The sequence below is a fragment of the Bacillus sp. S4 genome, assembly GCF_040838205.1.
In the GTDB taxonomy this organism is placed as follows: Bacteria; Bacillota; Bacilli; order Bacillales; family Bacillaceae_G; genus Bacillus_A; species Bacillus_A cereus_U.
Window position 1 is genome coordinate 1 of sequence record NZ_JBFPJI010000053.1, and the last position, 17,445, is coordinate 17,445.

Sequence of the window (17,445 nt, forward strand, 5' to 3'; positions counted from 1 at the left end):
ATATATTTCTTTTGTTGTTTAAATTAAATTACTTATATTTAATTTAGAACATTCAGAAAAACCATTTGACATTAGGAAATTATTGCTATAAAATCAACGGTAATTGCATAGTCTTATCAAGAAAAGGTGGAGGGACAGGCCCGATGAAACCTTGGCAACAGCCGTATAACGGAATTGTGCCAAATCCTGCAGGTAATAATCCTGAGAGATAAGAAAGAGCCTTAGAGCGTGTCTTCAAACTGCTCCTTTCTTGTTTTCAGGAAAGGAGCAGTTTTTTATTTTGCATTAAAAGAAAGGAGAATGAGAGATGGGAGAATCATGGGGGAAAGGAACGATTTGTGTGCAAGGTGGCTATACGCCAAAAAATGGTGAGCCGCGTGTTTTACCACTTTATCAAAGTACAACGTATAAATACGATACGTCAGATGATTTAGCAGCACTATTTAATTTAGAGGCAGAAGGATATATATATACGCGTATTGGAAATCCTACTCTAGCTGCATTTGAGCAGAAGTTATCAGATTTAGAAGGCGGTGTAGGGGCTGTTGCAACAGCTTCTGGGCAGGCAGCTATTATGCTTGCGGTTTTAAATATTTGCAGTAGTGGAGACCATTTACTTTGTTCTTCAACTGTTTACGGAGGAACGTTTAATTTATTTGGAGTGAGTTTGCGCAAGCTTGGCATTGATGTTACGTTCTTTAATCCTAATTTAACAGCAGATGAAATTGCGGCACTTGCTAATGATAAGACAAAACTTGTTTATGCAGAATCGTTAGGAAATCCAGCAATGAACGTTTTGAATTTCAAAGAACTTTCAGCGGCAGCAAAAGAATTAGAAGTACCTTTTATCGTTGATAATACATTAGCGACGCCTTATTTATGCCAGGCGTTTGAACATGGGGCAAATATCATTGTCCATTCTACAACGAAATATATTGATGGCCATGCAAGCTCTCTAGGTGGCATTGTAATAGACGGGGGGAATTTCGATTGGACAAATGGAAAATACCCTGAGCTTGTCGAACCTGATCCGAGTTATCACGGTGTAAGCTATGTTCAAAATTTTGGAGCAGCAGCGTATATTGTGAAAGCACGCGTTCAGTTATTAAGAGACTACGGAAACTGTATGAGCCCATTCAATTCATATATTAGCAACATTGGCCTGGAAACATTGCATTTACGAATGGAGCGTCATAGTGAAAATGCTCTCGAAGTTGCTAAGTGGCTTGCTAATCATGATCGCATTGAATGGGTGAATTATCCAGGGTTAGATAGTAATGAAAATTACTCGTTAGCACAAAAGTATTTGAAAAAAGGAGCTAGTGGAGTTTTAACATTTGGTATTAAGGGTGGATTAGAAGCAGCAAAAGAATTTATCGCAAATGTAAAACTCGCAACTCTTGTAACGCATGTAGCTGATGCAAGAACTTGTGTAATACATCCCGCTAGTACGACGCACAGACAATTAAGCGCAGAAAATCAGCGTTTAGCTGGCGTTATATCTGATTTAATCCGTTTATCGGTCGGTATAGAAGATGTTTCTGATATTATTGCAGATTTAGAAGCAGCGCTAGTCGGAGGCAAACAACATGCCGATCATAATTGATAAAGATTTACCAGCTCGCAAAGTATTGCAGAAGGAAAATATTTTTGTAATGACGAAGGAGCGAGCAGTAACACAAGATATACGTGCTTTGAAAATTGCTATATTAAATTTAATGCCTACAAAGCAAGAAACAGAGGCGCAATTACTTCGTTTAATTGGAAATACACCGTTGCAATTAGATGTTCATTTACTTCATATGGAATCGCATCTGTCTCGCAATGTAGCACAGGACCATTTAACGAGCTTCTATAAAACATTCCGTGATATTGAGAATGAAAAATTTGATGGACTCATTATTACAGGAGCACCAGTTGAAACTCTTTCTTTTGAAGAAGTAGATTATTGGGAAGAGCTTGGACGTATTATGGAGTATTCAAAAACAAATGTAACATCTACGCTTCATATTTGCTGGGGGGCACAAGCTGGTTTGTATTATCACTATGGTGTGCCGAAGTATCCTCTTGCGGAAAAAATGTTTGGTGTATTTGAACATGAGGTTCGCGAGCAACATGTGAAATTGTTACAAGGGTTTGATGAAGTGTTTTTTGCTCCGCATTCTCGTCATACAGAAGTACGAGAGAGTGATATTGAAAAAGTGAAAGAATTAACGTTATTAGCCAATTCTGAAGAAGCGGGTGTTCATCTTGTTATTGGGCAAGAGGGAAGGCAAGTTTTCGCACTCGGACACAGTGAATATAGTTGTGATACGTTAAAGGAAGAATACGAACGGGACTGCCAAAAAGGGTTAAATATTGATGTGCCAAAAAATTATTTTAAACATAATAATCCAGATGAGAAGTCACTTGTTAGGTGGAGGAGTCATGGGAATTTATTATTCTCTAATTGGCTGAATTATTACGTGTATCAAGAAACCCCTTATATATTGTAAATAATGATTGTGTAACACGTGGTAGCGTTTTATTTGTAAAGATTAAGCCTTATTTTTCCGAATGTTCAAAATACATTGTTTTTCGGATTTTTTGTCTATATAATGGCATCTAAACACAATTTTTGAGGGGTGGACAGTATTATGAAAGAAATTCAAGTGGGCTTATTAGGTCTTGGGACAGTTGGTAGTGGTGTAGTTCGTATTATTACAGATCATCAAGAACGACTTATACATCAAGTCGGTTGTCCAGTGAAAGTAACGAAAGTGTTGGTGCAAAATATTGAGAAAGAGAGAGAGGTAGAGGTACCTTCTACTCTATTAACACAAGATGTGAATGAAATTTTAGATAATCCTAATATTGATGTTGTCATCGAAGTAATGGGCGGCATTGATGATGCGAAAGCATATATTTTACAAGCTTTAAAAGGCGGGAAGCACGTTGTGACTGCAAATAAAGATTTAATGGCGTTACACGGAGCGGAACTCTTAGCGGTAGCAAAAGATAACAAGGCTGATTTATTTTACGAAGCAAGTGTAGCTGGAGGGATTCCAATTTTACGAAGCATCGTAGAAGGACTTTCTTCAGATCTTATTACGAAAGTAATGGGAATTGTAAATGGAACGACAAATTTTATTTTGACGAAAATGTCAGACGAAGGGAGAGCATATAACGACGTGTTAAAAGAAGCTCAGCAGCTTGGATTTGCAGAAGCAGATCCAACATCAGACGTAGAAGGTTTAGATGCGGCAAGAAAAATGACGATTTTGGCTACTCTCGGTTTCTCTACAAATGTAGAGCTTGGAGATGTGAAGGTAAAAGGAATTACTTCTATTACAGCAGAAGATATTGAATATAGTAAGAGCTTAGGTTATACAATTAAATTAATTGGTCTTGCAAAGCGAGATGGCGAGAAATTAGAGGTTACAGTTGAGCCGACTTTACTTCCAAATGCACACCCTCTTGCGGCAGTGCAAAATGAATATAATGCTGTCTATGTGTATGGTGAAGCGGTAGGAGAAACGATGTTTTATGGTCCGGGAGCAGGAAGCTTACCGACAGCGACAGCTGTTGTTTCTGACCTAGTTGCTGTAATGCAAAATATTAGGCTAGGTGTAAACGGAAATAGTGCGGTATCCCCGCAGTATAAAAAGGTACTAAAAGAGTCAGATGAAATTATTGTGAAAAAGTTTTTAAGACTTCATGTGAAAGACGAAATTGGTGTATTTGCAAAAATTACATCATTGTTCTCTGAGCGCGGTGTTAGTTTTGAAAAGATTATTCAAATGCCACTTGAAGAGAAAGGGAAAGCAGAAATCGTAATTGTAACGCATCGTGCTTCTCTTGCGGATTATGAGTACATTCTACATACATTGCAATCGTATGAAGAAATAGATTGTGTGAAAGCAAACTATCGAATTGAAGGAGATGCTAAGTAGTATCTCTTCTAATAAAACGAAAAACCCTATTAAGCGGCTTGCTTAATAGGGTTTTTTCTATTTAAAATCTGCGTACCAAATTGAATAAAAGCTTGAATAATCCAACCTGTTGTAAAGGATAAGATAATTGTTCCAAAATAGATTGGCCCATCTAATAAGAAGCTTAATGTTAAAAATAAAAAAGCTAATGAAATTTCTGTTCTTCTAAATGTCCATTTCTTTTTCTCAGCAACAGTTAAAACGAAAGCCTCTTGAGGTGCCGCGCAAAGATTAGTAGAGACGTAAAGACCAATTCCGGCTCCGACGAATAGATTTCCGCAAATAAGTGTTATATATTTTGGAAGAGAGCGGATAGCGTCCATAATAGTCGTAATAGAACCAACCCAATCAACAAAAAGAGAAATAAGAATCATTGTGACAATTGTGCCGATTGTAATTTGTTTTTTGTCCCAAAAGAGTACGATCAGGGTAAAAACAAAGTTAATCATGAAAATCCAAAAACCAATACTTATCCCAAAATTTTGATATAGTGCAATAAAGAAGGAATCATAAGGGCTAAGTCCAAAGGAAGTAATTGTCGTCATCATATTAATGCCGATGGCGAGAATGAGTAAACCACCAATAAAAAATATATATTCTAATTTGAATCGAAGCATAGTTGTATATCCTTTCAAAATGTATTTGCTAAGAAAGGATATAATGTGGAAAGCTTACCAGGTCAAGCGAGAATTTTTGAGGGGAAGGGGAGAATAAGATGACGAATATAAGAAAGATTGCTGAACTTGCTGGGGTATCTGTTTCAACTGTTTCACGTGTACTCAATAATCATCCGTATGTGAATGAACAGAAACGAAAAGAGATTTTAGCGATTATAGAAGAATTAAATTATACGCAAAATGTGAATGCTATTCATTTAGTGAAAGGAAAAACGAATGTAATTGGCGTTTTATTGCCGCACGTAAATGATCAATATTACAGTGCCATTATTGGGGGGATATCAAAGGAAACCGCAAAGAACAATTATAATATGATGCTTTGCCAGACAAATTATAGCGAAGAAAAAGAGCTTGAAATTTTACATATGTTAAAAATGAAAAAGCTTGATGGAGTAATTATATGTTCAAGGACAAATAGTAAGGAAAAACTTGAAGAGTATACAAAGTTTGGTCCAATTGTGATGTGTGAGGAAATAGATTCGAATTTCATTTCAAGTGTACATATTGATTACTACAAAGTATTTTTGCGCGGGATGAAAAGCTTAATAGATGCTGGTCATACACGTATCGGATATTGCATTGGAAGAAGTAATAGCATTAATAGTCAAAGGCGAAAAAAGGCGTATGAGGATTCACTTCAACAGATTGTTGTAACACCGTTAGATGCCTGGAAGTTTAAAGGCTGTTTTACGGTGGAAGATGGGCGCAATGTAGTCAGAGAATGGGCTAGTATGTCTGTAAAACCGACGGCGTTTCTTGTATCTTGCAATCATATTGCTGCAGGAATGGTAACGGAGGCGAAAAAACAAGGAATTCGTATCCCAGAGGATATTACGATTATCGGATGTGATGATCAAGAAGTGGCAAATATATTAGGTATTACGACGATTTCGCATTCTAGTAAAAATGTTGGTGTAAAGGCATTTGAATTATTATATGAAAAGATTAATGATGAGGAAATAGATGTGAAGCATGTAGAGTTATTACCAGAATTGGTAGATAGGGAAACGACATAATAGAGAAGGTATGAAAATCGCTTTTCGAAAATTCGTTTGGTATAATTATGGACAATCTATAGGGGCTAAAAGGGGTTTTGATATGAGATCAAAATTAGTAAAAGTAATTCTACTCATTACAATTGCGTCTTTCTGTTTATTTGCATACGGTTTTGTTTCGGGTGTGAATGATGTATTAAATCCGAAAGCTTCAAAATTAATTACGAAGACTGACGTAGTGGCAAAAGAGAAAAAGAAAACGGGAACGTTACAAATAGTTAGTTTAGGTGATTCATTAACGCGCGGCGTTGGTGACAAAGAAGGAATTGGCTATATTGGACGAATGAAAGAGGATTTACAAAAAGATTATAAACAAAAAGTTGCACTAACCAATTTGGCAGTTAGTGGCGCAAAAATGCCGGATTTATTAAAACAACTAGAGGGTAGCGGAGCTCAATATTCAATTAAGCAAGCAGATGTAATTGTTTTAACAATTGGAGGAAATGATTTATTCCCAGGATGGGAATCGCTCGGAAAAATAGATTTAGAGACATATCGTCCTGATACGGAAACATTTCAAAATGAAGCAAAGAAAATTATAGAAGAAATTCGTAAATTAAATACAGATAGCCCTATTTTTTGGCTAGGTTTATACAATCCTTTTGAGGATGTAGAAGATTTAAGAGGTTCATCAAATATTGTTGTTGATTGGAATGCCTCTTTAGAGAAGTTAGCATTAAATGATAAAAATGTATATATTACACCGACATTTGATTTATTCCAAAATCGCGGAAAAGATTTACTATACTCCGATCATTTTCATCCGAATGAAGTCGGCTACACATATATGGCAGAGCGATTAGTCCAAAACGTCGTAAGTAAATTAAAACTAGAACAAGGAGGGATAAAATGACGATGATACTTTCCGTACGAGACGTGAAGAAGGTAATTGGAAAGAAGACACTTGTAGAAGACATTTCATTTGATGTAAAACAAGGAGAAGTGTTTGGCTTCTTAGGGCCGAACGGAGCCGGAAAAACGACAACAATTCGAATGTTAGTCGGACTGATTAAAGCGACAGAAGGTACTATTTCTATTGGTGGTTATTCTATTAAGGAAAATTTCAGAGAAGCGATGCGTCAAATTGGAAGTATCGTTGAAAACCCAGAGCTTTATACATATTTAACGGGATGGGAAAACTTAAAGCAATTTGCGCGCATGCTTGGTGATATATCAGATGAACGTATTATTGAAATTGCAAAAATGGTTCATTTAGATGAGCGTATTCACGATAAGGTAAAAACATATTCCCTTGGTATGAAGCAGCGCCTTGGAATTGCACAGGCGCTACTTGGAAATCCGAAATTGCTCATATTAGATGAACCGACGAATGGTTTAGATCCAGCTGGGATTAGAGAACTTAGGGAATTTATACATAAGCTTGTAAAAGAAGAAAATATGAGTGTATTTATTTCGAGTCACTTATTAAGTGAAGTGCAAATGATATGTGACCGTGTGGCTATTATTCATAAAGGAAAAATGATAACAGTTGCACCTATTGAAGAGTTGATCAAAACAGCGAGTGATCGTGTGGAATGGGTCGTTACACCGGTTTCCAAAGCGAAAGACATGTTAGATGCTGCTGAAGAGGTAGAGGAAGTTAGTATAGAAGATGAGCGTTTACTATGTCGTATGGATGTTGCGTCTATTAGTGTTTGGAATAAGCACTTTGTAGAAAACGAGATAGATGTACATAGCGTCAAAGAGCTTGTATTTACGCTAGAAGATTTATTTATTGAACTCACAAGGGGTGAGCAACATGCGTGAATTTGCGAATCTAGTTTTAAATGAATCAGAAAAGATTTATCGTAAGAAACGGATTGTTGTTGTCATGCTTATTTTAGCAATCTTGATTCCGCTTTTTGTGTATGCTCAGTATCGTGAAATAGAAACAACGCAAAAAAGGCTTGGTACGACCGATTGGAAAGTATCATTACAGCAACAAATTGTTGATTCCCAAAACCGCTTGAACAATTCTAGATTGCCAGAAGAATGGCGTGATTGGCTAAAAGTAAGAGTGGAACAGCAACAATATTATTTAGATCATAATATTAATCCGACTGCACCAGGGGCACCAACATTTGTGAGGGCGTTTATTGAACAAGGAATAACGTTATTTATTCCATTGCTCGTTATGATTGTCGCCATTGATATTGTTTCAGGAGAACGAAGCGATGGTACGATGAAAATGCTTCTGACGAGGCCTATTCGGCGCTGGAAAATACTCCTTAGTAAATATGTGACGATGCTATTTTTCATTTCGCTCATATTGCTTCTTGTCGGTTTATTTGCTTACGCATTATCAGGGATTGTATTTGGATACTCTGGATGGAACTTACCTGTTTTAACAGGATTCGTCATTGATAAGGAGACATTAAATACGAACTTTGTCCATCTTATTCCGCAGTGGCAATACATTTTAATGGCGTACGGATTAGCTTGGTTTGTTGCCATTGTGGTTGGAACTATATCATTTATGGTTTCTGTTTTAATTCGAAATACACCAGCTGGAATGGGCGTTATGTTAGCTGCGTTAATCGCAGGGGGCATTTTAAGTTCATTCGCAACGTCTTGGGAAGGTGCGAAATACATTTTTAGTGTCAACTTATCGTTAACGGATTATTTATCAGGAAAACTGCCTGCATTGCAAGGATTATCAATGGGATTTTCTTTAATGAATTTAACGGTTTGGGCAGTAGTATCTCTTATCATTTCATTTGTAGTATTTACAAGGCAGGATATGGTGAATTAATTGGATAGGAAGTGAAGGCATGGAAAACATTTTGCAGAATGATTGGGGACCATTACTGGGGTCAGAATTTGAGAAAGAATACTATCAAGCTTTAGCTAATTTTTTAAAAGAAGAGTATGAGGAGCATGTGATTTATCCAAAGAAAGAAGATATTTTTAACGCTCTTCAGTATACAAGTTATGAAAATACAAAGGTCGTTATTTTAGGACAAGACCCATATCATGGACCGAATCAAGCACATGGTTTAAGTTTTTCGGTACAACCTGGTATTAAAACGCCGCCATCTTTGTTAAATATGTATAAAGAACTGCGAGATGAATACGGTTATGAAATTCCGAATAACGGTTATTTAGTAAAATGGGCGGAGCAAGGGGTTTTACTATTAAATACTGTGTTAACGGTTCGTCAAGGTGAGGCGAATTCTCATAAAGGAAAAGGATGGGAGCATTTCACAGATCGCGTAATTGAGCTATTAAATGAACGTGAAAAGCCAGTTGTTTTCATATTATGGGGACGCCATGCTCAGGCGAAGAAAAATTTAATTACGAATACGAATCATCATATTATCGAGTCCGTACATCCAAGCCCATTATCAGCAAGACGTGGTTTCTTTGGAAGTAAGCCGTACTCTAAAGTAAATGAGATTTTATCTAACATGGATGAAAAAGAAATCGATTGGCAAATTTCGAATATATAAACGCAAAAAAGGTAGCTAACAATTGTTAACTACCTTTTTACTATTACTGTTCATTTTTTAGTTTTGCATCTAGTACAAACGTACCAAATGGGATAACTGATGCAACAAGTGCACCAAGTGCCCATAAAATTGTTTTACGGTGTACGATTGTTACTTGAATTACCGCAAAGATGAATAGTACGAATAAAACGCCATGAGCCATACCTGTAATTTTAACAGCTGTTGCAAACCCTGCAAAATATTTTAATGGCATTGCTACAAATAATAGTAATAGGAAAGAAATCCCCTCAATTAAGCCGATTGCTCTTAATCGTCCGATTGGTGTAGATAACATGAAATAGCCTCCTTTAACGTATGCTTGTATATAGTAAGTTTGTATTCTTTTTCAAAATAAAATAGTCTATTTTGTTCCATTATATACAAAAAGAAAGTTTACACTACGAGAATAGTGCAAAGTTCAAAATATAGTCACAAAAGCATTATAATTTAAATAAAAACCTATTTGAAGTATTTGACTTCAAATAGGTTTTATGAATGAAAATATTAAACAAGCACTTCGCTTTTTAGTACGAATTTCTCTACAACTTTTGCAACGCCATCGTTCATATTTGTATCTGTTACATAGTTTGCAATTTCTTTAATATCATCTGGCGCATTACCCATTGCAACACCAAGACCTGCGAATTCAATCATCGCTTGGTCGTTATAGCTGTCGCCCATTGCGATAACTTCTTCGCGTTTAATACCAAGTTTTTGGATTAGTTGGTTTAGGCTTGTTCCTTTTGTAACACCATATTCAGTGAATTCTAAGAAGAATGGTTTTGAACGCATAACGCTTAATTGGCCTTCTAGTTGTTTTTGTAGTTTCTTTTCTACTTCAACAAGGCGTTCAGCTTCTTTGTTCATTAATACTTTTACTACAGGCTCTGTTACAGCGGCTTTAAAATCATCTACTACAACAATTGGCATACCAGTAATGTCGCCCTCAATTTCAGTATAAGGATTATTTTCTTCTGTTACGATATCATCGCCAATATAAGTATGAATCCATACATCTTCAGTTTTACTAATTTCAAATAGGCTGTGAACGATTTCAGGAGATAGCGTACTACTAAAGATTTCTTCATTTGTTTTACAGTTAATAATTTTTGCGCCGTTAAAAGATAGAATGAAGCTGCCGTATTCTTCTAAACGAAGCTCTTTTGCGACGTTGCGCATACCAAACGTTGGACGCCCAGAAGCAAGTACTACTTTAACTCCTTGCTCTTGTGCGGTCATTAAAGCCTCTTTCGTACGAGGTGAAATGGTATGGTCATCGCGTAATAAAGTATCATCTAAATCTAAAACAATCATTTTATAAGTCATATAGAAAATTCCTTTCTTTGTTGGAATAGAAATAAATTTTTATGAAGATAGTGGGGAATATATAGTAAGACATCGAACCTCTTTATGTGAAATTAGGAGAAGTTCTGCATTGTTAGTATAAATTATCATGAGCGTGTTGCCCATGACAATTTATCCCGCTATTTGCGGGAAGTAAGACTCCCACCTCAAAATTCAGCTGGAGCAAAGAAGTTAGGTGGGAGATCAACTGCCCGTAAACGCCCGATTGGTGTGGGCTAATAATCAGTGGGGGGTGAACAAAACCCCCACTGATTAAAGTTTCACTTTATCATTATCGTAACAACTCTAAAGATAGAGTGCAATAATGGAAGTTTTCCAATTTACGATAGTTGTTTTTCGTGCGAACGAGAAAATAGTATTTCCAACAAGATAGCCATTACAGATCCAAGAATGAGACCGTTACTTAAAAATGATGCTAAAAATGGCGGCAGCGTAGAAAATGCTCCAGCTGGAACGAACATAACTCCGATTCCCGTAAAGATTGAAAGACCTGCTACTTTAAATAATTGTTCTTTATTTTGTACAGTGTCATATTCACGAAAAGCGAGACCAATCATGCTTGCAAATACAGGGTAAATCGCAGCATACCCAACTGCAACGGGGATTGCTGCAAAGAATGAAGTAATCTTTGGGAATATACTAACAAGAATGATAAAGCTTGACCCTAACATAAATGGGAGGCGTTTATAAATATTTGTTGTTGCGATAAATCCTGCTGATCCAGAAATGGCAACAGGACCAATGGCTGAAAATAGACCGCCTAGTAATTGATTTATTCCTGTTATAATGCCAGCTTGTTTGAAGCGATCTGGAGCAGAATCTTCTTCATACTTTGAAACAACCTTTTGTACAACGCGAATACTTGCTAACATATTTGTTAGAAGTAATAGTGTGACAAAAACTACTGTAATTGCCATGTTCCATTCAATGCGGGGCATTCCGAAAACAAATAGAGATGGAAGACGAATTATATCTGTCACAGGTGTTACTGGATTAGATAATCCGAAGCACGCGAATAATATCCAGCCGCAGACGATACTGAAAAGAACGGAATATTGTCCAATAATAGGTAGCTTCATAATGAAAAAAGATAGTAAAATAACAATGAGTGAAAGAATAAATACCTTTGGCTGTACTTCTGTATGTTGTCCATCAAGGCCAAACATGCCTTTTAAGAAGGAGCCACTAAGTTGTGCGACAAGAAGGAATAAATACGTTCCAATTACTGTAGGTGTAAAGTAGCGAACTAGTTTATCGATAAGTCCAAAAACACTAAGAATAATACAAATAATTCCGCTTAGTAGGAAAGCGTACTGAAGGACCTTAAGTGTTTCATTGCTTGATCCAAATAATACGACGCCTAAACTTGCATACAGGGAGAAAATTCCCCACCAAAGGCCTGCGGGACCTTCTTGAATAGGAAGTTTATGACCGAATATAGCTTGCAGTAGGCCGGCAAAACCGAGAACAAATAATGTTCTTTGTACAAACGCGATAGCTTCAGCGCCGTCGAGGCCGTAACTAGTTGCGACACTAATTGGTACAATAAGACTTCCAGCTAAAATAAATAGTGCCCATTGTAAGGCAGAAAGAAATAGCTTCATTATATCAACCTCTTTCATAGATTCCGTTTCTAGTATATAGGTATTTCATTTCCTTTGGCAAAGATTGTAGATAGAGAAAAGAGTTGAAATATAATATGAATGCACGTAAGCAATTATGGATAGCAGTTATATGTATGACCTTTGTTGTAATTCTAGGGACGCTAGGATTTATGACAATTGAAGAAATTAGCTTGTTTCAAGCATTTTGGATGACGATGATTACTGTATTAACGGTTGGGTATGGTGATGTAGTGCCTGTAACACAGGCAGGGAAATTTTTTGCGCTCCTTATTATACCTGTTGGCGTCGGTATCGTTACATATGCAATGGGGGTAGTAGCAGCTATGATCATTGAGGGTAACTTATTTCATGCAGTGCGGAGGAAGAAGATGGATAAACAAATAGCGCAGTTACAAAAGCATATTATAGTATGTGGTTGCGGAAGAGTAGGGCTTCAAGTTGTACATGAATTACAGGAAAAGAAAATCCCATTTGTAGTTGTGGATAAAGATGAAAGTATATTCGAACAGGAAAAGCTTTTATATGTACATGGGGATGCAACTGAAGATCAAGTGTTACATAATGCGGGAATTTCGAAGGCAGCGGGTCTAGTGGCTATCGTAGCAAACGATGCTGAAAATGTATTTATTACATTAACGGCAAGAGGGCTTAATGGTGCAATTAAAATTGTAGCAAGAGCTGAAAAACCAGAAACAGAAGAGAAATTACGGCGCGCTGGTGCAAATAAGGTTATTAATCCATCTAGTATGGCAGGAATTCATATCGCAAAAGGTATTGCGAATCCGTTAACAGTTCATTATATTGATACAGTATTGTATGGAATAGAACAATCCTTTGTAATTGAAGAAATTCAAGTTGGTAAAGATTCTATCTTAGCCAGTAAATCGTTACTAGAGAGTAATGTGAGAAATCAATTTGATGTAACAATTTTAGCGATTTTAAGGGATGGAGATATTATCCATAATCCAACGGGGCAGGAAAAACTACAAGAACATGATATGATAATAGTATTTGGTTCGGTGGAGAAACTGGGGCAATTTGAGAAAGAACTACAAAGTAAGAGGTGACAAGGAATGCAAGTATCTAGTGATAAGATTTTAAATAAAATGGCGAATGAAATTGCAAAGGCAAAAAGTAGTGAAGGACAACAATCAAAAGAACACTTATTAGTTGTACGTGCTTTATGTGATTTATTATTGGATGAACAAGTGGAGCCTTCTACGTATAGAGAACCACAAGTTCAAACACAAGTAATCGGGTCTCAGCCTATGACGACAGTTCAACCAGTTATGCCGGTTTCTGGAGAAAAAGTATATATAAAAGAAAAGGATGCAAACGGTAAATCTTTATTTGACTTTTAAAAGTAAAATCGTTTGGCTTATATGTAAAAATTGCTTATGATAAAGGTAAAAAAGGGGAATTAAGATGAAAATTTTCTTTTTACTAGGTTGTATTGCAGCGGGACTATCTGTTGCATTAGGGGCTTTTGGAGCACATGGTTTAGAAAATAAAATTTCTGCAAAAATGTTAGAAGTGTGGAAGACGGGCGTTACATATCAAATGTTTCATGCAGGTGGCTTATTCGTAGTTGCTCTATTAATGGACAAAATGCAATCATCACTTTTAAGCACTGCGGGTTGGCTTATGGTAGCTGGGATTATTATGTTCTCAGGCAGTCTTTATGCATTAAGTACAACAGGTATTAAATTCTTTGGCCCAATTACACCTCTTGGTGGTGTAGCGTTTATTGTGGCGTGGATTTTAGTCGGAACTGCAGTTGTAAAAGGGTTATAAAAAACAAAAGCTGGCATTTGCCAGCTTTTTTTTATGGTCTTGGAGCATAAGTTGCTTGTTGACTAGGTAAATACGTAATTTCCCCTGGGAATTCTACATAATCTAAGTAAATCATTAGTAGTAAATAGCGCTTTCCAGATTTCGGTTCACTAATTACGATATGATCACGACCAGCTGCCTCGATGATCCCAGTATAAGACTGTGTACCAAGCGAACTACCACGTTCATAAGTCATTACAACTGTAGCTGGTTTACCTTTGTTTAAACGAAGGATGTTTTCAATATACGATTGCTCTAGTGGTAACATCCCTTGAGAAACTGCAAGTTGAGCTTGAGCAGCTTGTTGTTGCATTGCTTGCTGTTGCTGTTGCTGTTGTTGCTGTTGCTGTTGTTGTGGGGTCATTTGTTGCGGTTGTACATAAGTTCCAGATGGTTGATAAAAACCTGTTCCGTAGTACGGGTTTTGTTGCTGTGCCATTCAAAAATCCCTCCCCATTTTCATTCCTTAATATACGCCTGGACAATCTCCACCAGATGGTTGGAAGAAGCAGTGCTTTTTAAAGCGACCAGAATTTTGTTGGTCATACCAAGTTGGTGGGCAAGGGCCTTCAGGTCTAAAGAACCATAAGGCAAAGTTGGCGGGCCAAAAACGTTGTCCCTGAATAGTCCGTCTTGCCAATGCGATATCTTGTTCTCTCGCTCGTTGATAAAAATACCCTTTTTGAGTTGCCTCAAAACCACCAGGATTTTGATAAACCATTTGACGTAAATTACGTATTTTTTTGAAATCTAAACAATTTCCGCGGACACGATTTACCCCAACGTTTCCGACCATTAACATCCCTTGTTGGCCTTCTCCTTCGGCTTCAGCACGCATCAGTCTAGCTAATAACTTAACATCTTCTTCGTTATACGCGATAACACCCATTATGTGTCACCTCTCTTTTTGGAATGCCTTGTAGAAAGAGGTTCATTTCTAGATGAAGTGTGGAACAATTACTAGTTCATACGTATGAGAAAAAGGACGCAGATATGACAACCAAACGAAGTTTTACATCTAGAGGGGAAAATAAAAAAAGCTAGCGTGAGCTAGCTTTTCATCATTAAAATACTTTAGACCATAAGTTTGAGAAGAAATCGCCAATTGAACGCATTGTTAATACGAACCAATTTGCTTTTTCTACTTCTTCAGTCGTTTTTGCAGTAACTTTCATACTTTTATTTCCGTCTAAGAAACCGTATTTATCAGTTGATTCTAAAACGATTGAACCTACTTTTGCATCTTTCTTAATAGGAGCAACTAAATGCCCATCTTCAGCAAGTGATTTATCTGCTTCAGTAGAAATTTTGTAAGGTGATTTGCTACCTTTTGCAGTAACTACTGTCACTTCTTTTTCTGGTGCAACTGTTACGTAGTCTTCTTTTCCTTTTACTACAGAAATTTTGTTATTTTTATCTATTTTTAATTTCTGTTTTTCGAAGTTATTAAATCCATACTCAATTAATGCGCGAGATTCTGTGAAACGTTCGTCCATTGATTTCGTTTTAATAATAACAGAAATAAGACGTAAATCACCGCGTTTTGCTGTAATAGTGAATCCGTATCCAGCGGTATCAGAACTTCCTGTTTTTAAACCATCAGCTCCTTCATAAGAGAAAGCAGCACCTGGTAACATCCAGTTCCAATTTTCCATACGAATTGGTTTCGGATGATTATCTGGGAAGTTTCTAAATCTTTGTTTTGTATCCTCTAGCATTTCTGGATACTTTGTAATAATTGTTTTTGAAAGAATACCCATATCGCGAGCTGACATGGAGTTTTCTCCATTCGGATCAGTTCCTTCAGGGTGTTTTCCTTTTAAATCAGCGTTGTTTAACCCTGTAGCGTTTACAAATTTATATTTCTTTAACCCTAGTTTTTTCGCATGTTCATTTGCAAGATTTAAGAAGTTCTTTTCACTTCCTGCAAGTAATTCTGCTAAAGCAATACTAGATCCATTCGCAGAGAAGATAACGATAGAATGATATAATTCTCTTACAGTATACTGGCGTCCCTTTTCGAACGGTACGTTAGAGAATTCATTATTACGTGAAACTTCATAAGCGTAATCAGAAATGTTTACTTTCGTATCCCAAGTGATTTTTCCTTCTTTAATTGCTTCTAATACGGCATAAACAACAATTAATTTTGACATACTAGCGATAGCTAGTAGTTCATCTGGATTTTGTTCATGCAGTATTTTTCCTGTATCTGCATCAAATAGAAGTGCAGCAGCTGCCTCTATATGTATTTTTTCTTCCGCATGGGATGTTGTTACTCCTAAGGAAGAAAATGACAATAGAAACAATAGTGAAATAGACAAGATTTTCTTCATATACATTATCACCTTCGCATCGTTATTAGCATATAGCTCGTACCATTTTAGCATAAATTTGGATATGAAAAGGTTACAATCTTACAAGAAATTTGAAAAGAATTTGTCGATTTTTGTTCAAATTTGCAGAGAAAAGAAGGTTTTTGCAGGTAAATGTAGAGGGTAATAAAAAAAGGAACGAATTTCGTTCCTTTTTTATATTATATGTGTAAAAATGTTGTTACTTTTTCGCTTGGTAAAATGTTTCCGACAAAGAATGTTCCAAATTCACCGTAGCGAGCACTTACTTCATCGAAGCGCATTTCATATATAAGTTTCTTAAATTGAAGAACATCGTCAGCAAATAATGTTACGCCCCACTCAAAATCGTCAAATCCAACTGATCCTGAAATAACTTGGCGCACTTTACCTGCGTACTGGCGACCGATTTTGCTATGACTGTACATAAGTTTCTTACGTTCATCCATAGGAAGCATATACCAGTTATCATTACCTTGGCGACGCTTATCCATTGGATAGAAGCAAATGTGATTTGCTTTCGGTAACTCAGGATATAAGCGAGCTAAGACTTGTGGGTTTTGGTATGGGTCTTCATCAGCTGGAAGATAGTTGCTTAGTTCAACAACAGATACGTAAGAATATGCAGGAACTAAATATTCAGCTAATGTTGTTTTATTTAATTCTGTTTCGATTTCATTTAACTCTTCCATTGTTGGACGTAAGATCATAAGCATAATATCTGCTTTTTGACCAACAACTGTATACATTGCATGACTGCCTTTTTTTGCAGTAGCTACTTCGTTCCATTTTTCAACGACATTTAAAAATTCAGACACTGCTTGTCCGCGTTCGTCACTAGATAATGTTTTCCATGCTGCCCAATCAATAGAACGTAAATCATGTAAACAATACCAGCCATCTAACGTTGTTGTTGCTTCACTCATTCTATTCACCTCAGTTAATGATATTTTACACGTTAACTATAGCATATATAGGATTAAAAACATCTACATAAAGTTTCGGTGCATAAAACTGTCACATTTATCCCGCATTAACGGGCAGTAAAACTCCCACCTCAAAATTCAGCTGGAGCAA

At 36.6% G+C, this 17,445-nt stretch carries 19 protein-coding genes and 1 riboswitch; of the genes, 11 read left to right on the forward strand and 8 right to left on the reverse strand.

From position 1 onward, the window contains the following. Window positions 1-110: 110 nt before the first annotated feature. A riboswitch (SAM riboswitch) is annotated at window positions 111-215 on the forward strand. Between the two features lie 92 nt (window positions 216-307). The 3 genes from AB3X48_RS08650 to AB3X48_RS08660 all read left to right on the forward strand — a co-directional run bounded on the left by AB3X48_RS08650 (window position 308) and on the right by AB3X48_RS08660 (window position 3,932). Continuing rightward, window positions 308-1,606 carry a bifunctional O-acetylhomoserine aminocarboxypropyltransferase/cysteine synthase gene (locus AB3X48_RS08650; RefSeq protein WP_367959284.1) on the forward strand — a complete coding sequence of 433 codons (1,299 nt, stop codon included), beginning with the start codon at window positions 308-310 and terminating at the stop codon, window positions 1,604-1,606. Then, entirely contained in the window at window positions 1,590-2,495 is a 906-nt protein-coding gene (gene metA / locus AB3X48_RS08655) for a homoserine O-acetyltransferase MetA (protein ID WP_199715471.1), read from the forward strand. The genes AB3X48_RS08650 and metA overlap by 17 nt, the downstream gene beginning before the upstream one ends. Before the next feature lie 141 nt (window positions 2,496-2,636). Next, window positions 2,637-3,932, forward strand: coding sequence for a homoserine dehydrogenase (locus AB3X48_RS08660; protein ID WP_002113141.1), 1,296 nt, complete (start codon window positions 2,637-2,639; stop codon window positions 3,930-3,932). A gap of 29 nt (window positions 3,933-3,961) precedes the next feature. Here AB3X48_RS08660 and AB3X48_RS08665 read toward each other — a convergent pair whose 3' ends face one another. Next, on the reverse strand, window positions 3,962-4,588 hold the full coding sequence (locus AB3X48_RS08665) for a YczE/YyaS/YitT family protein (RefSeq protein WP_016106757.1): 627 nt from the start codon (window positions 4,586-4,588) through the stop codon (window positions 3,962-3,964). A gap of 98 nt (window positions 4,589-4,686) precedes the next feature. On the opposite strand from AB3X48_RS08665, the gene AB3X48_RS08670 reads away from it, so the two are divergent. Genes AB3X48_RS08670 through AB3X48_RS08690 form a run of 5 tightly spaced genes read left to right on the forward strand, consistent with a single transcriptional unit; the run spans window position 4,687 to window position 9,152 of the window. After that, entirely contained in the window at window positions 4,687-5,664 is a 978-nt protein-coding gene (locus tag AB3X48_RS08670; protein ID WP_016106756.1) for a LacI family DNA-binding transcriptional regulator, read from the forward strand. 10 nt (window positions 5,665-5,674) lie between these two features. Further along, window positions 5,675-6,556, forward strand: a complete 882-nt coding sequence (locus AB3X48_RS08675; protein WP_002159725.1) for an SGNH/GDSL hydrolase family protein — start codon at window positions 5,675-5,677, stop codon at window positions 6,554-6,556. Then, entirely contained in the window at window positions 6,553-7,470 is a 918-nt protein-coding gene (locus tag AB3X48_RS08680) for an ABC transporter ATP-binding protein (protein WP_002198728.1), read from the forward strand. Before AB3X48_RS08675 ends, AB3X48_RS08680 begins: the two co-directional genes overlap by 4 nt. After that, window positions 7,463-8,455, forward strand: coding sequence for an ABC transporter permease (locus tag AB3X48_RS08685; protein WP_002113133.1), 993 nt, complete (start codon window positions 7,463-7,465; stop codon window positions 8,453-8,455). Before AB3X48_RS08680 ends, AB3X48_RS08685 begins: the two co-directional genes overlap by 8 nt. Window positions 8,456-8,474: 19 nt before the next feature. Beyond that, entirely contained in the window at window positions 8,475-9,152 is a 678-nt protein-coding gene (locus AB3X48_RS08690; protein ID WP_016106753.1) for a uracil-DNA glycosylase, read from the forward strand. A 43-nt stretch (window positions 9,153-9,195) separates the two neighbouring features. Here the strand turns inward: AB3X48_RS08690 and AB3X48_RS08695 are convergent, their stop codons facing one another. From AB3X48_RS08695 to AB3X48_RS08705, 3 genes are all read right to left on the reverse strand, one after another. Continuing rightward, window positions 9,196-9,486 carry a DUF3817 domain-containing protein gene (locus AB3X48_RS08695; RefSeq protein WP_002198731.1) on the reverse strand — a complete coding sequence of 97 codons (291 nt, stop codon included), beginning with the start codon at window positions 9,484-9,486 and terminating at the stop codon, window positions 9,196-9,198. Between the two features lie 209 nt (window positions 9,487-9,695). Further along, window positions 9,696-10,517, reverse strand: coding sequence for a Cof-type HAD-IIB family hydrolase (locus tag AB3X48_RS08700; RefSeq protein WP_016106752.1), 822 nt, complete (start codon window positions 10,515-10,517; stop codon window positions 9,696-9,698). A gap of 359 nt (window positions 10,518-10,876) precedes the next feature. Then, window positions 10,877-12,160, reverse strand: a complete 1,284-nt coding sequence (locus AB3X48_RS08705) for a purine/pyrimidine permease (RefSeq protein WP_016106751.1) — start codon at window positions 12,158-12,160, stop codon at window positions 10,877-10,879. Between the two features lie 95 nt (window positions 12,161-12,255). On the opposite strand from AB3X48_RS08705, the gene AB3X48_RS08710 reads away from it, so the two are divergent. The 3 genes from AB3X48_RS08710 (at window position 12,256) to AB3X48_RS08720 (ending at window position 13,975) form a co-directional block, all read left to right on the forward strand. After that, window positions 12,256-13,248 (forward strand): potassium channel family protein, encoded by a 993-nt coding sequence (locus tag AB3X48_RS08710; protein ID WP_002113127.1) that lies wholly within the window; start codon window positions 12,256-12,258, stop codon window positions 13,246-13,248. A gap of 6 nt (window positions 13,249-13,254) precedes the next feature. Continuing rightward, window positions 13,255-13,542 (forward strand): YwdI family protein, encoded by a 288-nt coding sequence (locus AB3X48_RS08715; protein ID WP_002089830.1) that lies wholly within the window; start codon window positions 13,255-13,257, stop codon window positions 13,540-13,542. 64 nt (window positions 13,543-13,606) lie between these two features. Next, a complete protein-coding gene (locus AB3X48_RS08720) occupies window positions 13,607-13,975 on the forward strand; it encodes a DUF423 domain-containing protein (RefSeq protein WP_002016371.1) in 369 nt (122 codons plus the stop codon). A gap of 31 nt (window positions 13,976-14,006) precedes the next feature. On the opposite strand, the gene gerQ is transcribed toward AB3X48_RS08720, so the two are convergent. The 4 genes from gerQ to hemQ all read right to left on the reverse strand — a co-directional run bounded on the left by gerQ (window position 14,007) and on the right by hemQ (window position 17,294). Further along, window positions 14,007-14,453, reverse strand: coding sequence for a spore coat protein GerQ (gene gerQ / locus AB3X48_RS08725; protein WP_016100359.1), 447 nt, complete (start codon window positions 14,451-14,453; stop codon window positions 14,007-14,009). Window positions 14,454-14,480: 27 nt separating this feature from the next. Continuing rightward, window positions 14,481-14,903, reverse strand: a complete 423-nt coding sequence (gene cwlJ, locus AB3X48_RS08730; RefSeq protein ID WP_000538158.1) for a cell wall hydrolase CwlJ — start codon at window positions 14,901-14,903, stop codon at window positions 14,481-14,483. 175 nt (window positions 14,904-15,078) lie between these two features. Then, complete coding sequence (locus AB3X48_RS08735; protein ID WP_199715470.1) at window positions 15,079-16,356, reverse strand: serine hydrolase; 1,278 nt, start codon at window positions 16,354-16,356, stop codon at window positions 15,079-15,081. Window positions 16,357-16,550: 194 nt separating this feature from the next. Further along, on the reverse strand, window positions 16,551-17,294 hold the full coding sequence (gene hemQ / locus AB3X48_RS08740; protein ID WP_002113124.1) for a hydrogen peroxide-dependent heme synthase: 744 nt from the start codon (window positions 17,292-17,294) through the stop codon (window positions 16,551-16,553). Between the last annotated feature and the right edge of the window lie 151 nt (window positions 17,295-17,445).